16 protein-coding genes are annotated in these 16,132 nt (G+C 49.5%); 14 read left to right on the top strand and 2 right to left on the bottom strand.

Translation table 11 applies throughout. The features are described from left to right. Nucleotides 1-36: 36 nt before the first annotated feature. Complete coding sequence (gene rne / locus OIK42_RS10945) at nucleotides 37-3,195, bottom strand: ribonuclease E (RefSeq protein ID WP_273640481.1); 3,159 nt, start codon at nucleotides 3,193-3,195, stop codon at nucleotides 37-39. Nucleotides 3,196-3,808: 613 nt separating this feature from the next. Between rne and rluC the strand changes: the two genes are divergently transcribed. Both rluC and OIK42_RS10935 read left to right on the top strand, forming a co-directional pair. Further along, nucleotides 3,809-4,798, top strand: a complete 990-nt coding sequence (gene rluC / locus OIK42_RS10940) for a 23S rRNA pseudouridine(955/2504/2580) synthase RluC (protein WP_273640480.1) — start codon at nucleotides 3,809-3,811, stop codon at nucleotides 4,796-4,798. Between the two features lie 34 nt (nucleotides 4,799-4,832). Further along, complete coding sequence (locus OIK42_RS10935; RefSeq protein ID WP_273640478.1) at nucleotides 4,833-5,501, top strand: HAD family hydrolase; 669 nt, start codon at nucleotides 4,833-4,835, stop codon at nucleotides 5,499-5,501. Here OIK42_RS10935 and OIK42_RS10930 read toward each other — a convergent pair. Next, the gene (locus OIK42_RS10930) at nucleotides 5,475-6,092 is read right to left on the bottom strand and encodes a Maf family protein (RefSeq protein WP_273640477.1); all 618 of its coding nucleotides are present in this window, start codon (nucleotides 6,090-6,092) and stop codon (nucleotides 5,475-5,477) included. The genes OIK42_RS10935 and OIK42_RS10930 overlap by 27 nt on opposite strands. 256 nt (nucleotides 6,093-6,348) lie before the next feature. On the opposite strand from OIK42_RS10930, the gene yceD reads away from it, so the two are divergent. From yceD to holB, 12 genes are all read left to right on the top strand, one after another. Beyond that, entirely contained in the window at nucleotides 6,349-6,882 is a 534-nt protein-coding gene (gene yceD, locus OIK42_RS10925; protein WP_273640475.1) for a 23S rRNA accumulation protein YceD, read from the top strand. 3 nt (nucleotides 6,883-6,885) lie between these two features. Beyond that, the gene (gene rpmF / locus OIK42_RS10920) at nucleotides 6,886-7,056 is read left to right on the top strand and encodes a 50S ribosomal protein L32 (protein ID WP_273640474.1); all 171 of its coding nucleotides are present in this window, start codon (nucleotides 6,886-6,888) and stop codon (nucleotides 7,054-7,056) included. Between the two features lie 18 nt (nucleotides 7,057-7,074). Beyond that, complete coding sequence (gene plsX / locus OIK42_RS10915) at nucleotides 7,075-8,100, top strand: phosphate acyltransferase PlsX (RefSeq protein WP_273640473.1); 1,026 nt, start codon at nucleotides 7,075-7,077, stop codon at nucleotides 8,098-8,100. Between the two features lie 2 nt (nucleotides 8,101-8,102). Further along, nucleotides 8,103-9,062 (top strand): beta-ketoacyl-ACP synthase III, encoded by a 960-nt coding sequence (locus tag OIK42_RS10910; RefSeq protein WP_273641504.1) that lies wholly within the window; start codon nucleotides 8,103-8,105, stop codon nucleotides 9,060-9,062. Nucleotides 9,063-9,120: 58 nt separating this feature from the next. Next, nucleotides 9,121-10,053 carry an ACP S-malonyltransferase gene (gene fabD / locus OIK42_RS10905; RefSeq protein ID WP_273640472.1) on the top strand — a complete coding sequence of 311 codons (933 nt, stop codon included), beginning with the start codon at nucleotides 9,121-9,123 and terminating at the stop codon, nucleotides 10,051-10,053. Between the two features lie 12 nt (nucleotides 10,054-10,065). After that, the gene (gene fabG / locus OIK42_RS10900; protein ID WP_273640469.1) at nucleotides 10,066-10,806 is read left to right on the top strand and encodes a 3-oxoacyl-ACP reductase FabG; all 741 of its coding nucleotides are present in this window, start codon (nucleotides 10,066-10,068) and stop codon (nucleotides 10,804-10,806) included. Nucleotides 10,807-11,009: 203 nt separating this feature from the next. After that, nucleotides 11,010-11,249 (top strand): acyl carrier protein, encoded by a 240-nt coding sequence (gene acpP, locus OIK42_RS10895; RefSeq protein ID WP_075609221.1) that lies wholly within the window; start codon nucleotides 11,010-11,012, stop codon nucleotides 11,247-11,249. Nucleotides 11,250-11,333: 84 nt separating this feature from the next. Beyond that, entirely contained in the window at nucleotides 11,334-12,575 is a 1,242-nt protein-coding gene (gene fabF / locus OIK42_RS10890) for a beta-ketoacyl-ACP synthase II (protein WP_273640466.1), read from the top strand. A 196-nt stretch (nucleotides 12,576-12,771) separates the two neighbouring features. Beyond that, nucleotides 12,772-13,608, top strand: a complete 837-nt coding sequence (pabC, locus tag OIK42_RS10885) for an aminodeoxychorismate lyase (RefSeq protein WP_273640465.1) — start codon at nucleotides 12,772-12,774, stop codon at nucleotides 13,606-13,608. Continuing rightward, nucleotides 13,598-14,614, top strand: coding sequence for an endolytic transglycosylase MltG (gene mltG / locus OIK42_RS10880; protein WP_273640463.1), 1,017 nt, complete (start codon nucleotides 13,598-13,600; stop codon nucleotides 14,612-14,614). Before pabC ends, mltG begins: the two co-directional genes overlap by 11 nt. 15 nt (nucleotides 14,615-14,629) lie before the next feature. Next, nucleotides 14,630-15,250: a dTMP kinase gene (gene tmk / locus OIK42_RS10875; protein WP_273640462.1), complete on the top strand. Its 621-nt coding sequence runs from the start codon at nucleotides 14,630-14,632 to the stop codon at nucleotides 15,248-15,250. Next, entirely contained in the window at nucleotides 15,244-16,128 is an 885-nt protein-coding gene (gene holB / locus OIK42_RS10870; protein ID WP_273640461.1) for a DNA polymerase III subunit delta', read from the top strand. Before tmk ends, holB begins: the two co-directional genes overlap by 7 nt. Nucleotides 16,129-16,132: the final 4 nt, after the last annotated feature.

Raw genomic sequence — 16,132 nt, 5'->3', positions numbered from 1 at the left:
TTGCGGCCAACGGGTGTTGGCCGCAATACGTCATTGCTATACCGACTCTGGGCGAGTGGTCGGTGAAGATGCACTCGCAGTGGCATTTTTCATGGTTGCCATTCGACCCGAGGCAAGCAGTGCCGGTCGCAACTCATCGGCGCGGGAAACCAGCGCCACTTCGATGGTTGAGGCTTCAACAGTCTGTGGGTTGGTCATCGGGTGCGATACGCTGAATTTACCCTGACTACTGGCAATTTGCAGCTCTGGTTGCACAGCCACAGGCGCGGGTTTAGCCACCGGTGCGGTTGCAACAGAGGTTGCGTTGGCGGTTACCACGTTTTCTGCTTCTGCTTCTTTGCTTTGCGCAACGGGTTTGTTTTGCTCAACAGGCTCGGCGTCAGTTACCTCAGTGGCCTCTGCAACAGGCTCCTCAGCGGCTACATTGTCGCTGTCGGGTTGCTCGGTTTTTGCCACAACAGGCTGTTCTTCCTGCTTGTCTGATGGCATTTGTTGAGCTTCAACGGCTTCGCTTGGCTGCGCGTCTGCCTCAAGGTTAATTTCAACCTGTTTGGGTTCCGCACTTGTGGCGTCAGCCGACTGTTCAGTTTGCGCTTCCGTTACCTTTTGTGCTGCGTCGGTATCGTTCCCGGCCGGCGCTGCATTGTCAGGCGTATCAAACTGCAGTTCATCCTGTTGTGCCGGCTGCTCGTTTGTCGTCTCACCGTCGCTTTTTTCTTTTTTACGACGCTGGCCTGCCGCGCGGGCATGCCGTGGTGAACGGCGACTGCGACCGCGAGAGCCTTTATCGTCCTGTGACTTATTATCGTCATTATCAGATTGGGTTTCCGCATGTTCGGTCTTGCTATCACTGGCTTCTGCAGACTGAGCAGCGCCTTGCGTTGCACCTTCCTGAGACGTTTCTTCGGTAATATACCGCTTTGGCTTATCAGCAAACTTTTGCGTCGTTGGCTGAGTTTCAGTGTTTGCAACTGGCTCGGCGGCTGCTTCCTGTGGCTGCGCTGGCGCGGCTGAAGTCGCTGCGGCTTTGTCTTTCGCTGCTTTTTCTTTAATCGCTTCCGTTTGTACCGGGTGTTTGTCCGTACCACCTTCAGCGCGCACGCTGGTCGTTAAATTACGGCGTTGGCGACGCTCTCTAACCGGTTTTTTCTTCGCAACGGGCGCTTCTGCACTCTGAGTTGACGGCTGCGTAGTGTCGGTAGTAGCGGCCTCGTCATTTTGCTTTTCAGCTTTATCCGTTTGCGGTTTATTACGTGAACGGTTGCGACCACGACTCTGTTTAGGTCGTTCCTGACGGCGATTGTTGCTGGTGTTACCGTCAGTGGCTTTGTTGTCATCCTGTTCGGTCGTTTTATCGTCGTTTTCATTGCGACGCTTGTTATTGGCGCGAGGGTTACGACGCTTATCGTTACTGCGCGCATTACGACGGCGATTATTCTGGCCGTTGTTAGCCCGTGGTTTCGGCTTAGGCTTAACCTCAGTTTCTTCCTCATCGCCACCAAGAATTTTTGAAATCCACCGGCCTAAGGCAGTAAACAGCGTCGGTGATTTTTTCTCAGCGACTTTTTCTGGTGCTTTCGGTGGCGCTACAGGCGCCTGAGTGGGAGCAATCAGCCCTTGCAAAGCTGGCTCTTCACGTTTTACCGGAGTGGGTACACCTGGCGTCTTTTCCACTGTCTCAACATCGGTCAGGGCTATTTTATAACTGGCGTCGGCAACCATATCGTCGGTACGGTGACGCGTGATTTGATAATGCGGCGTATCCAGATTCGGGTTGGGAATAATCAGTAAGTCAACATTGTGGCGTTGTTCTATTTTTTGTACTGACTTGCGTTTCTCATTTAACAAATATGTGGCGACAGGTACCGGTAACTGCGCTTCGATTTGCCCGGTGTTGTCCTTAATACCTTCTTCTTCAAGAATACGCAGAATTGACAAGGCCAGCGATTCGGTGCCGCGCACTGTACCATGACCTGAGCAGCGAGGGCATACGTTATGGGCAGACTCACCCAATGACGGGCGCAAACGCTGGCGTGACATTTCGAGCAGGCCAAAGCGTGAAATACGCCCTAACTGAACGCGGGCACGATCCGGACGCACGGCATCTTTCATGCGGTTTTCAACTTCGCGCTGGTGACGCACCGGGGTCATATCAATAAAGTCGATAACCACCAGTCCGCCCAAATCCCGTAAGCGTAACTGGCGGGCTATTTCGTCGGCCGCTTCGAGGTTAGTATTGAGGGCGGTTTCTTCGATATCACCGCCTTTGGTGGCGCGCGAAGAGTTAATATCAATTGACGTTAATGCTTCAGTGGGATCAATAACAATGGAGCCACCGGACGGTAAACGCACTTCGCGCTCAAATGCCGATTCAATCTGGCTTTCAATCTGGTAATGACTAAACAAAGGTACATCACCTTTGTATTGTTTTACGCGGCTGGCGAAATCAGGACGCACTAACTCAATATGTTGCAGTGCCTGCTCAAAAATCTTTTCATTATCGATCAGGATTTCACCTACATCGCGACGTAAATAATCGCGAATGGCACGAACGATGACGTTGCTTTCCTGGTGGATCAGGAAGGGCGCTGAACGCTCTTCAGCCACTTTTGAAATCGCTTCCCAATGGGTCAGCAGAACACGCAAATCCCAGTCAAGCTCTTCATAGGACTTACCTACACCGGCAGTACGGACAATCAAACCCATACCATCAGGTAATTCAAGTTTTGATAACGCAGCTTTTAAGTCGGTACGCTCATCGCCTTCGATACGACGGGAAATACCGCCAGCACGAGGGTTGTTTGGCATCAATACCAGATAGCTACCGGCCAGTGATAAGAAGGTTGTTAACGCTGCGCCTTTCTGGCCGCGTTCTTCTTTATCGATCTGGATAATAACTTCCTGTCCTTCCTTAATGACGTCCTTAATGTTTGGACGACCTTCAAGTTTGTAATTCTTGGGGAAGTAAGTGCGGGCTATTTCTTTTAAGGGAAGGAAGCCGTGTCGGTCAGCACCGTAGTCTACGAAAGCTGCTTCTAAGCTTGGTTCTACGCGGGTGATTTTTCCTTTATAGATATTGGCCTTTTTTTGTTCGTGTCCAGGACTCTCAATATCTAAATCATACAAACGTTGCCCATCTACCAGGGCAACACGCAACTCTTCTTGTTGAGTCGCATTGATTAGCATTCTTTTCATTGTATCTAACTCTGTAATTTTGCTTACAGCCGTCCAGATACACAATTAAAGTGACTGTGCAAAACCTCACCGCGCAACCTCACGTTGGGCAGGGATTTTGTTGTAAAGTCGTATTACCCTTGATTTTATTCGCCTTTTTCAATTTTGAAAAAACGTTTTCTGTCTTTAGCGGGTGTCGGGAACGACGGCCCTGTTACTTTATTTTATTAGCCCCCGACCTCTACTTCGTTGGTCAGAGAACTGTGTCAATTCAATTCTGTATAACTAAACGGCAAATTATTTATGCCTGTGTCGCAAGTTTGAACAGTGCGCTCTTTCAATATAGCACTGTGATTTACCTGACCACTGAAATGATAACTCCATTTTGGGAGTCAGCGGTTCAAATGCACACTCTGCGACCGGTTGTTTAACTTTTTAAGTTTATTTATTTTAACAATCTGTCTGACACACCTTCTTGAGGGGCGTCGTAGTTAAAACATCTTGATTATCGCATTAAAGGTAAGATGTAGGCAAGCAATACGCTAAATAACATTCGCTTAATGTTCGTCTTTCCTTTGCGTATCCGATCAAAAGCATTGGGGTTACACCTGCGATTACGGTAGAATCATCCGCTATGAAACCATCGAATGCTTCTGACGTGTCCAATAATCAATCATCATCAAACCCAGCGCCATTAACCGTGCAATTTGTTGAAGCCGACCCGGATCAAGCCGGACAGCGCATTGACAATTTTTTACGAACGTTTTTAAAAGGCGTACCTAAAAGCATGATTTACCGCATTTTGCGCAAGGGTGAAGTGCGGGTAAATAAAAAGCGGGTTAAACCTGAATATAAACTCGCCGGCGGTGATGTCATTCGTATTCCGCCGGTAAGAGTGAGTGATGCCGCCGAAACGCCGTCGCCTAAACTTGCAAAAATTGCCAGTTTGGAGCAGCATATACTGTTTGAAGACAGCCACCTTATTGTATTCAATAAGCCATCGGGCATAGCCGTGCACGGTGGTAGCGGGTTAAGTTTCGGCCTTATAGAGGGGCTACGCGCGCTCAGGCCGGATGCCAAATTTATGGAACTTGTGCATCGACTCGACCGTGATACCTCCGGTTGCATCCTGATTGCCAAGAAACGCTCGGCACTGCGCCATATGCATGAGCAATTACGTAACGGTCAAATGGATAAACGCTATCAGGCACTCGTGGCCGGGCAGTGGCCGGCTAACCGGTTTAAAGTTAAAGCGCCGCTGCTGAAAAATATTCTGCAATCCGGCGAGCGATTGGTCAGTGTCAATGAGCAGGGTAAGCCGTCTGAAACCCGCTACCGCATTTTACAGCAGTTTGATGATGCCACCTTAGTCGAAGCATCACCCATTACCGGTCGTACCCATCAGATAAGAGTGCACTGTTTGCATGCCGGTCATCCCATTGCCTGTGATGATAAGTACGGTGATAGTGAGTTTGATAAAACAATGAAAAGTCGTGGTCTTAACCGGTTGTTTTTGCATGCGGCCAGTTTACGCTTAATGCACCCTAAAACCGAAGAGCAGGTAACTTTTACTGCGCCTTTAGATGAGCAACTCACCCAAACGCTGGCCTCACTGGCTCAATAACCACACATTAAAACAAAGCCCGAATGTAGTACCTATGAAAAAACCTTACGAATTGCTCATTTTTGACTGGGACGGCACCGTAATGGACTCTGCCGCTAAAATCATTAGTTGTATGCAACAAGCTGCAAGACAATGTGATGTAAGCGTCCCCGGCCCGGAGGCGGTAAGCCACATTATCGGCATTAGTCTTAAACCAGCGATTATGCAATTGTTTCAGACGGAGGATGAGCAGTTAGCTGATCGTCTGGTGCTGGCCTACAAAGAAGTTTACCTTGGCGCTGATACTACACCCTGCCCCTTATTTGAGGGGGCTGAAGCTATGCTTAGTGACCTGGTGGAGGCCGGTCATGTGTTAGCTGTTGCCACCGGAAAAGCGCGCCGGGGACTTAACCGGGCGTGGCAGCAAACCGGTACCGGGCACTACTTTACTACCTCAAGGTGCGCAGATGAAGCCGAATCAAAACCATCACCTGATATGTTATTGCAGTTGCTGGAGGAACGAAACCTCACTCCCGCTCAGGCATTAATGATTGGTGATACCACCTACGATATGCAAATGGCTCAGGCCATTGGCATGGATAGAGTAGGGGTAAGTTATGGTGTTCATGCGCCGGTTAATCTGGCCAGGCATAACCCCAGGGCGATTGTCCATTCCATTGGCGAACTCCATGAGCTGTTAATGACGCAGGATAATATCGAGTAAATTAAGCTGCCAATTTGCCAGCATATCGCGTAGCAACATGACAGGCATGCCGATAAGCGTGTTCGGATCCCGTGATTCGATACGTTCGAACAGCAGTACTCCGGCGCCCTCTGCTTTAAAACTGCCAGCGCAGTCATAAGGTTGCTCTTTAAGTAAATAGCGTTCAATCATTGCATCTGACAGCGAACTAAAAGTCACCACGACCTCCTCGGCAGCCGTTTGCTGTTGACCCTCGGCAAGGTGCACTAAACTCAGCGCTGTAATAAAGCGCACCGAGTTGCCTGAACACAGCCTGAGCTGTTCAATCGCTTTGGCGAGCGTGCCCGGTTTACCTAATATATGCTGCGTTCCGGCCGGGTCAGTTACCGTTGCCACCTGATCACTGCCAATCACAATGCTGTCGGGATAGTCTCTGGCGACAGCCTGCGCTTTTTGCAACGATAAGCGGCACGCCAGGGGCCGGGGTAATTCACCCTCACCGGGTGTTTCGTCGATATCCGGGCTAATGCCTGGTACATCAAAACCAATGTTGTTGAGTTGCGCCCTGCGATAGGCAGATGAAGAGGCTAATATAATTCTGGGTACTGACATAATCTTTTTTTTAAATAGGTTATAGGATGCTGGTGACCTTAATAGTCTGTGGCTGCCGATGACTGTTGCTACAAAGCACAGCAAAAATACCTGCCTAAGCCCGGATGCACCTAAGCAAACAGCAATGGTGACAGACACCACAATCGGCCTGGCAACACTGCCAGGCAGGAACAGAGTGTAGCGGATTGCAGTTGAATGGTAAAAAAACCATTAAACCTTTGACAGTAAAGGGCCGAGACTATATTATGCGCGCCCTATGCAGAAAGTGAAATTACCTTACCAGGTCGAACCTGTTAAAAGCGCGCTAAAACGCTCAGATTATGAGGGTGTAATGGCCGCTAGCGACATGGAACGACTAACAGGCTCAGTCGTTAGCAGTAGCGAATGGGTAAACGTGAAAGTCCAGTTCGAAAAAGACGCGCAGGGTCTTACTGTCTTTCATGGTTCTCTGGAGGTTGAGGTATCACTTATCTGTCAGCGGTGTAATGAGACATTTGATTGTCCGCTTTACGTCGAGTTTTGTTATAGTCCTGTGCAGGGGCAACAAGACGCTGACGCCGAAGCATTACCCGACGCTTACGAACCGGTAGAGGTCGGCGACCACGGAGAAGTCAATCTTCTTCAATTATTTGAAGACGAACTGATTTTAGCGTTACCTATTGTACCCTTTCATGCAGAGGGAGCGTGTACAGTAACCAGCGATGATATGCAGTTTGGCGAGATTGAACCGGAACAAGAGCAAACAAACCCTTTCGCGGTTTTGAAAGAACTTAAGCGAGACCAGGAGTAAGTTATGGCAGTACAACAAAATCGTAAAACGCGTAGCAAGCGCGGTATGCGTCGTTCACACGATGCGTTGACAGGCGCGACTTTGTCTGTCGATTCAACATCGGGTGAGACGCACCGTCGTCATCACGTTACCGTTGATGGTTTCTACAAAGGCAAAAAGGTCATTGGTAACTAAGTTACTGGTGCCGACATTTTGTCTAAACTAACCATTGCGTTAGATATCATGGGGGGCGATCACGGTCCCCCTGTTATCCTTTCTGCTGTTCAAAAAGCTATCCACACTCTTACCGACACGCATTTTATGCTGTGCGGCGATGAGTCTGTTATCCAGCCCGCCCTCGAAAAACTTAACGCCGATGAACAAGCCCGTGTTACGGTTATTCATTGTGAGCAAGTCGTTGAAATGGGTGAAGCGCCCACATCAGCGTTACGTAATAAAAAACAATCTTCCATGCGACGAGCGCTTGAGCTGGTGCAATCGGGTGAAGCCGATGCCTGTGTCAGTGCGGGTAATACCGGGGCGTTATTAACCATGGCCTTCTATTTACTAAAGACATTGCCCGGCATTGATCGCCCTGCCTTGGTTTCAGACATGCCAACCGCTACTCACCATCGGGTGTTTTTACTCGATTTAGGTGCCAACGTAAATTGTACCTCTGAGACGTTGTTTCAATACGGCGTGATGGGGTCGGTACTGGCCGAGCAAATCAGTGGCATTAAGAATCCACGGGTGGCTTTACTGAACGTTGGTGAAGAAGACATAAAGGGCAATGCGCAGGTAAAATATGCTGATCAACTGTTCCGCAATGCGTCGGGACTCAATTATATTGGTTATGTGGAAGGTGACGATATCTTTACCGACCATGCCGATGTGGTTGTTACAGATGGGTTTACCGGTAATATTGCGTTAAAATCATGCGAAGGTCTGGCGAAGTTAGTCATCCATGAAGTAAAGCGCCTGACTCAGGCGAGCTTTTTTAGCCGGATGATGGCCAGAATCGCCTTACCGCTATTAAAAAACGTTTATAATCGGGTGAACCCCGACCAGTATAATGGAGCCAGTCTGTTAGGATTGCGCGGCATTGTGATTAAGAGTCACGGCAATGCCTCGGCGGATGCGTTTTATTACGCGATATTGCAATCCAAGCAAGAAGCTGAGATGAAAGTGCCAGAAAAAATAAAAAGTAAAATAGAAACCGTTTTATTGGAGCAACTTTGAGCATTTACTCTCGTATAATTGGTACGGGGAGCTATTATCCCAGCGACGTACGCACTAATGCCGATTTAGAAGTGATGGTAGACACCAGTGATGAATGGATCACTGACCGCACTGGCATAAAAGAACGCAGAATTATAGGCCCTGACGAGACCGCTGCCACCATGGGAGCTGCCGCCAGTGAGCACGCTTTAGAAGCGGCTGGAATCGACGCCAAATCATTAGATATGATTGTGTGTGCGACGACCTCAGGCCGCTATGCCTTACCCAGCACAGCCTGTGAAATTCAACGTATACTCGATGTAGATGGTATCCCGGCTTTTGATGTGGCAGCTGCCTGCGCAGGTTATTGCTATGCGCTTAGTGTGGCCGATCAGTATATTAAAAGCGGTATGGCCAAGCGTATATTAGTAGTTGGTACAGACTGTCTGAGTCGATTGGTTGACCCGGCAGATCGTACCATGGTGATATTATTTGGTGATGGTGCCGGTGCGACCGTCATTGAAGCCAGTGATGAGCCAGGTATATTGTCGACCCACATTAATGCCGCAGGATCCTACGGTGACTTGCTGAGCGTGGGTAATCCTACCCGCGGTGATGAGCAGTCGGTGCATACCAACTGGGGCGTCATGAAAGGTAACGAAGTCTTTAAAGTGGCAGTCACCAAACTATCTGAAGTCGTTGAAGAAACCCTGGCAGCGAATAATATGGCCAAAAGCGATTTGGACTGGCTGGTACCGCACCAGGCTAACTTCAGAATTATTAAAGCGACAGCTAAAAAACTCGACATGTCGCTGGATCAGGTAGTTCTGACACTCGAAAAGTACGGCAACACCTCGGCAGCGACGGTCCCGACAGCACTGGATACCGCCATTCGCGATGGCCGCATAAAGCGGGGGCAGCATTTATTGCTGGAAGCCTTTGGTGGCGGTTTTGCGTGGGCTTCTGCGCTGGTAAGATATTAACAGCATAATTCGTTGTCACTCGACAACCAGTACATTAGAACAACAATAAGGATGCTTTATGACTCGTATCGCCTGTGTGTTTCCCGGTCAGGGTTCCCAAGCGGTTGGCATGTTGAAAGAGCTCGCCGACACTCATCCGTTGATCCTCGAAACCTTCGCTCAGGCTTCTGATGCGTTGGGTTACGACTTATGGGATGTGGTGCAGAATGACCCCCAAAACACGTTAAATGAAACGCATGTTACTCAACCTGCGTTACTGACTGCCAGTGTAGCCATTTATCGACTACTTGCTGAGCAGGGCATCGAACCAGAATATCTCGCCGGTCATAGTTTAGGTGAGTATTCAGCGCTGGTATGCGCCGGCGTGCTGGATTTTGCCGATGCAGTGAAGTTAGTGGAAGCGCGCGGACAGTTTATGCAGCAAGCAGTACCGACGGGAGCGGGTGCCATGTATGCCATCATTGGCCTGGATGACGACAGCATCGCTGAAATTTGTCAACAAACCGCGGTGGCTACCGGGGATGTGGTGGCACCGGTCAATTATAATTCGCCGGGTCAGGTAGTTATTGCCGGCGAGAAAAATGCCGCTGAGCAGGCCGCGAACGCCTGTAAAGAGGCTGGCGCGAAACGCGCCTTGCCGCTTGCGGTGAGTGTGCCATCACATTGTGAACTGATGCGTCCGGCCGCGGACCATCTCGACGATAAGTTAAACACCATTGAGGTTAAAACGCCGCAAATTAAGGTGATCAATAACGTCGATGTCGCGGTAGAAGACCAACCAGACAACATTCGAAACGCCTTAGTGCGTCAACTGTACTGCCCGGTTCAATGGACTAAAACAGTTGAGTTCCTTGCAGCGCAAGGTATTGATTCAATTATTGAAGTAGGGCCGGGTAAGGTATTAACCGGACTAGGCAAACGGATTGTTAAATCTGTCAATTATACGGCCGTTAACACACCAGAGTCTCTGGCGGCCTGGCAGGCTGAATAACAGGATATATAAATGAGCGACTTACAGGGTAAAATAGCCTTAGTAACCGGCGCAAGCCGAGGAATTGGTAAAGCAATTGCGGTACAATTAGCCGCGCAAGGCGCGACTGTGATTGGCACTGCGACCAGTGACAGCGGCGCTGCAGCAATTAGCGACTACCTGGCGGCGAGCGGCGGAAAGGGCATGAAACTGAATGTCACCGAAGACGGCGCCGTGGATAATTTGGTAAAAACAATTACCGAAGAATTTGGCGCGATTGAATTATTGATCAATAATGCCGGTATTACGCGTGATAACTTGTTAATGAGAATGAAAGACGACGAATGGCAGTCAATTATTGACACCAACCTGACGGCGATATTTTCATTGTCAAAAGCGGTATTGCGTGGAATGATGAAAAAACGTTATGGGCGTATAGTCAGCATTGGTTCTGTAGTAGGATGTGCTGGTAACGCCGGACAAGCGAATTACGCGGCTGCCAAAGCGGGTGTAATTGGCTTTTCGAAGTCGTTAGCCAGAGAAGTTGCTTCTCGTGGCATTACCGTGAATGTGGTAGCGCCAGGCTTTATTGATACTGACATGACAAAAGCGTTAAGTGACGAACAACGCGAAGCCATCTTCAAAGATATTCCGGCGAATCGTTTAGGTCAGCCAGAAGAAGTAGCCGCAACCGTAGCTTTTTTAGTGAGCGACGGTGCAGCTTACATCTCTGGTGAAACCATTCATGTGAATGGTGGAATGTATATGGGCTAACTCTTATTTGTGTGATTTTTTGCAGATTTGCATTGACACACAGACAGAGAAAGCCTTGAATGTTAAAATCTTGTTGATTAAACTTAGTTCGCAGCTGGTTTGACCAGAATGGAAGTTTTGTCTGGTCGCTTGCAAGCGAGAATTTTGCAAAATAAACTAGCGGCATTTTTTGTATCTAGTGACGTTAAGGGAAACCTAGAATTATGAGTAACATTGAAGAGCGCGTAAAAAAAATCATCGTTGAGCAGCTTGGTGTTAAAGAAGAAGAAGTAAAATCCGAAGCATCGTTTGTTGATGATCTGGGCGCTGATTCACTTGACACTGTTGAGTTGGTAATGGCGTTGGAAGAAGAGTTTGATACTGAAATCCCAGACGAAGAAGCAGAGAAAATCACTACTGTTCAGTCTGCGGTTGATTACATCAACGCAAACAAAGACGCGTAAGCTTCTTTAAACATTAAAAAACGGCTCTGTTACAGGGCCGTTTTTGTATTTATTTCCTGATAAGTGCCAATATGAGGATTTTTTGTGACTAAACGTCGCGTAGTGGTTACTGGCTTGGGTATGCTCTCTCCTTTGGGGTTGTCTGTTGATACAACCTGGCGCCGTATTCTGGCTGGAGAAAGCGGGATTGGCGAGATCACCCGTTTCGATTGTAGTAACTATTCCACTCGCTTTGCTGGTCAAATCAATGATTTTGACCCGCAAGATTATATCGATAAAAAAGAAACCAAGAAGATGGACCGGTTTATTCAACTGGGCATTGCCGCTGGCGTCCAGGCGTTGCGTGATTCGGGTTTGGTGGTTAATGAAGACAATGCTGCCCGTGTTGGCGTCGCGATCGGCTCTGGTATTGGTGGTCTTGAACAAATTGAGGAAAACCATACCAAGCTTATGAATAGCGGTCCGCGTCGGGTATCACCGTTTTTCGTACCATCGACCATTACCAATATGATTTCCGGGTTCTTGTCGATTATGGAAGGTTTGAAAGGCCCTAACCTGAACATTGTGACCGCCTGTACTACCGGTGTGCATAACATTGGTGTTGCCGCGCGAACCATTGCTTATGGCGATGCCGATGCGATGGTGGCAGGCGGAGCAGAAGCGTCGATTACGCCTTTAGGCATGGCCGGTTTTGCCTCGGCCCGGGCGTTGTCTTCGCGCAACGATGCGCCTCAGCAGGCCAGTCGGCCCTGGGATAAAGACCGTGATGGTTTTGTGATGGGCGAAGGTGCCGGCGTTGTTATGCTCGAAGAGTACGAAGCCGCAAAAGCACGTGGTGCAACCATTTACGCAGAGCTGGTTGGTTTTGGTATGAGCGGCGATGCGTATCATATGACATCACCGCCGGAAAGCGGCGAGGGTGCTGCTGCATCGATGGTAAATGCCATTAACGATGCTAAGTTGGACCCTGCGCTGATTGGTTATATCAATGCCCACGGTACCTCGACACCCGCCGGTGATACCGCCGAAGTAGCGGCGGTAAAAAGCGTGTTTGGCGATCATGCCTATAAGCTTAAAGTAAGTTCCACGAAGTCGATGATTGGCCACTTACTCGGCGCCGCCGGTGCTGTTGAAGCCATTTTCACTATTCTGGCCTTACGTGACAAAACAGCGCCACCCACCATAAACCTGGATAATCCGGGGGAAGGGTGTGACTTAGACTTTGTTGCCCATAAAGCTAAAGGCTTCGACGAGGAATATGCGTTGTGTAATTCCTTTGGGTTTGGTGGTACCAATGGCAGTTTGATTTTCAAGCGACCTGAGTAATACCAGCCCAGTTTGTAGCGAAAGGAACCCCACGGGGTTCCTTTTTTGTTTAAACTAAGATGTGTCTGAGACAACGCTAATCTGCACTGCTGGTTTGCTTGAATTACTGATATAATTCAACGGTCAGGCAAAGCGCCGGCAACGTTGTAAAAATATAACCGGCGAGTTAAACGCCAAGTTAAACAGAATAAGTGGTATGACTGACACCAATGCACTGGCTACGCTGCAACAATTTGCCCTGAACGACCGGCTGGCCAATTATGGTGATGGCGTGTTTAGCACCATGAGCGTGATTGGCGGCAGGGTTGCATTATTTGAACGCCATATTGCACGTTTACACCATGACGCCGCGAAGTTAGGTTTGACGGTGTCTGGGGGAGCCTTGCGCTCGCTGCTGCGCAATACTCTGGCCGCCCACCGTGATACCACAAATGCAGTGTTAAAATGCCTGCTGGGGGCCGGAGTAGGTGGTCGCGGTTATGCCCGAGCAGAAGCCGCCGCTCCTTGCGTTGCACTCAGTTGGCACCAGGTACCGTCGTTTTATAACGCATGGCAACATCAGGGTATACACCTTGGCACAGTGGAAGTTAACCTGGCGCAGCAGCCACTACTGGCCGGACTCAAGCACGCCAACCGGCTGGAGCAGGTTTTAATTAAACGTGCGCTGGCACAAACGACTTTCGACGATTGCGTGGTGACCGATACCGCGGGTAATGTTATTGAAGCCAGTGCAGCCAACTTGTTCTGGCTCGACAACGGCAAATGGCACACGCCAGCGTTGCAGTATGCCGGTGTCAATGGCGTGATGCGCCAGTTTATCCTTGATCAGCTACCGGCTGTTGAGGTCGGTCAGTATGGGCATGATGCCGTGTACCGGGCGGACGCGGCCTTTGTATGTAATGCGTTGATGCAGATAGTACCGGTCAGGCAGTTTTCACTTGAAAATCACACTGTACAGTACAGTCTGACGCCCGTTGTCCAACTCCGCCAATCGTTGGCTGCAGCCTATGAGAGGGAATACAGTGCTCCGTAAACTTCTTATTGTAACGGTAATTGTTGTCGCCATGGCGATAGCATTACTGAGCTGGGTACAGCAGCAACTCAACCAGCCACTAAACATACAACAACGTCAATTATTTACCCAGGAAGCGGGCAAGGGCGCCATTGCCACCTTATATCAATTTGAGCAAAACGGTTGGTTACCAATGCCGGTTAAACTGGCGCGGTTGTGGCTCAAAATAGGTTACAGTGGTCAGCCTGTTAAAGCCGGTACATATTACCTGGCGCCGCCGCTGACCTTGGCTGATGCCTTCAATACCCTGTCGACGGGGGCAGAGGCACAATTTGATATCAGTCTGATTGAAGGCCAAACCCTCCGGCAGTGGCAGGCAGTACTGGCTGAACATCCCTATGTTAAGAACGATTTGGATACCCATTACGGGCCGGTTATGGATGAACTGCTCAGGCAATGGCAGGTGTACAGCAATGAGCAACTGAACAGTGCAGAGGGTTTACTGTTAGCCGACACCTACCATTTTACAGCACATACCGCGGCTACCGATATTCTGCGCCGGGCTTCCGCGGCGATGCAGGACTTTTTGCTTGCCGGCTGGCAGAGCCGGCCGCCGGGTTTACCTTATGATAATCCGGTCGAGGTGCTGACAATGGCATCGATTATTGAGAAAGAAACGGCGCTGGCAGAGGAGCGGCAACGCATAGCAGGCGTGTTTGTTAATCGCCTGGAACAAAACATGCGCCTGCAGACCGATCCGACGGTTATCTACGGGATTGGCGAGGCGTTTGATGGCAATTTAACCCGTGCCCACCTGCGTGAAGCCACGCCGTATAACACCTATGTACATCATGGCCTGCCGCCAGGCCCTATTGCCATGGTTGGCCGGGCGGCTATTAACGCGGCATTGGCACCGGCAGTGACCGATGAACTCTATTTTGTATCCCGTGGCGATGGCAGTCATCAGTTTTCGGTAACGCTCGAAGAACATAATAAAGCGGTACGCAAGTACCAGTTAAATCAATAAAGTGGGCAAGCATAAATGACAGGCAAGTTTATTGTGGTGGAAGGTCTTGAAGGTGCCGGTAAAAGTTCGGTTATCGCCCTGGTAGAGTCAATAATACAAACTCAGGGACACAAGACTATCACCACGCGAGAGCCGGGCGGCACGCCGATGGCTGAGGCTATCCGACATTGCGTAAAGCAAAACTGGCAGGAAACGGTAACCGAAGAAACCGAACTAATGTTGATGTATGCCGCCAGAGCACAACTACTGGCCAATGTCATCAAACCGGCACTGGCAGATGGTAAATGGGTGATTGGCGATCGTCACGATTTATCATCTCAGGCTTATCAGGGCGGCGGACGCGGTATTCAACAGGCTAAGCTGGATGCGTTGCGTGACATCACCTTACAGGGTTTTGTGCCCGATCTGACCCTGTATTTGGATGTTGAACCGGAAGTGGGCCTCGCGCGCGCGCGTGGCCGTGGCGAGTTAGACCGTATAGAACTGGCGGGACTGGACTTTTTTCACCGCACCCGGGCTCGCTACCAGGCGTTGGCAGCAGCCGATGAATCAGTGATCACTATCGATGCCATGCAACATATGGAAGCGGTGCATCAGTCGGTAAAAGATACCTTAGAGCATTATTTCTCATGTTAGTGTTACCCTGGCTGCACGAGCATTTTTCATCATTGGTGGAACGCTTTAATCGCAATACGTTGCACCACGGTATTTTACTCAGCGGCCCCCGGGGCGTTGGCAAGGAGCAGTTAGCCGAAGCGTTGATGCAGAGTATTCTGTGTTTAAAGCCAACCAGCGAGGGCGCATGCGAGGCCTGTCAGAGCTGTAAATTAATTGCCGCCGGCAACCACCCAGACCGCTACATGCTTGAAAGCGATAAGCAACTGGGTGTAGATGCTATTCGCACCAGTATTCAAAAGCTCAATACGACTGCGCAAATCGGACAGCACAAAGTGCTGTTGATTCCCATCGCAGATAAAATGACCGAAGCAGCAGCCAATGCCTTACTTAAAACCCTCGAGGAGCCCACTGATAATACCTATTTATTGCTCATTACTCACCGCCTCACCGGGTTGTTGCCCACTATTTTAAGCCGTTGTGAAAAACATGTGCTGGCAACGCCGCCGACAGCACAAAGTCTGCAATGGCTGGCACAACAGGGCTTTACTGATGTGGACGAGGCATTACTCAAGGCCTATGGAAATGCCCCGTTACGCCTGGCCAGCGCACTCAGTGATGAAAAGTCTATAACCTATCGTGATTTTATGGATGGTTTACAGGCAATGCTGGGTAATAATCAGGACATCACTCAGGCCGCGGCGAAATGGCAGGATCATGCTGAACAGGTGGTATACTGGTGCCAGCAGTATTTTCATGATCAATATTGCCAGTCACAGCGTAACGAAGACTTACAACGCTATCAGCAGTGTATCAGGCTGGCGGCCAGGGTCAGACACCCTGGTGTGAATAAGATGCTCTTGCTTTGCCAAATATTTTCTCAGTTAAAACAAGCTTAAGGAG

This window comes from Alteromonas gilva, assembly GCF_028595265.1.
Lineage (GTDB): Bacteria > Pseudomonadota > Gammaproteobacteria > Enterobacterales > Alteromonadaceae > Alteromonas > Alteromonas gilva.
Note: the sequence above shows the minus strand (reverse complement) of the source record. Positions and strands in the feature narration are given on the sequence as shown.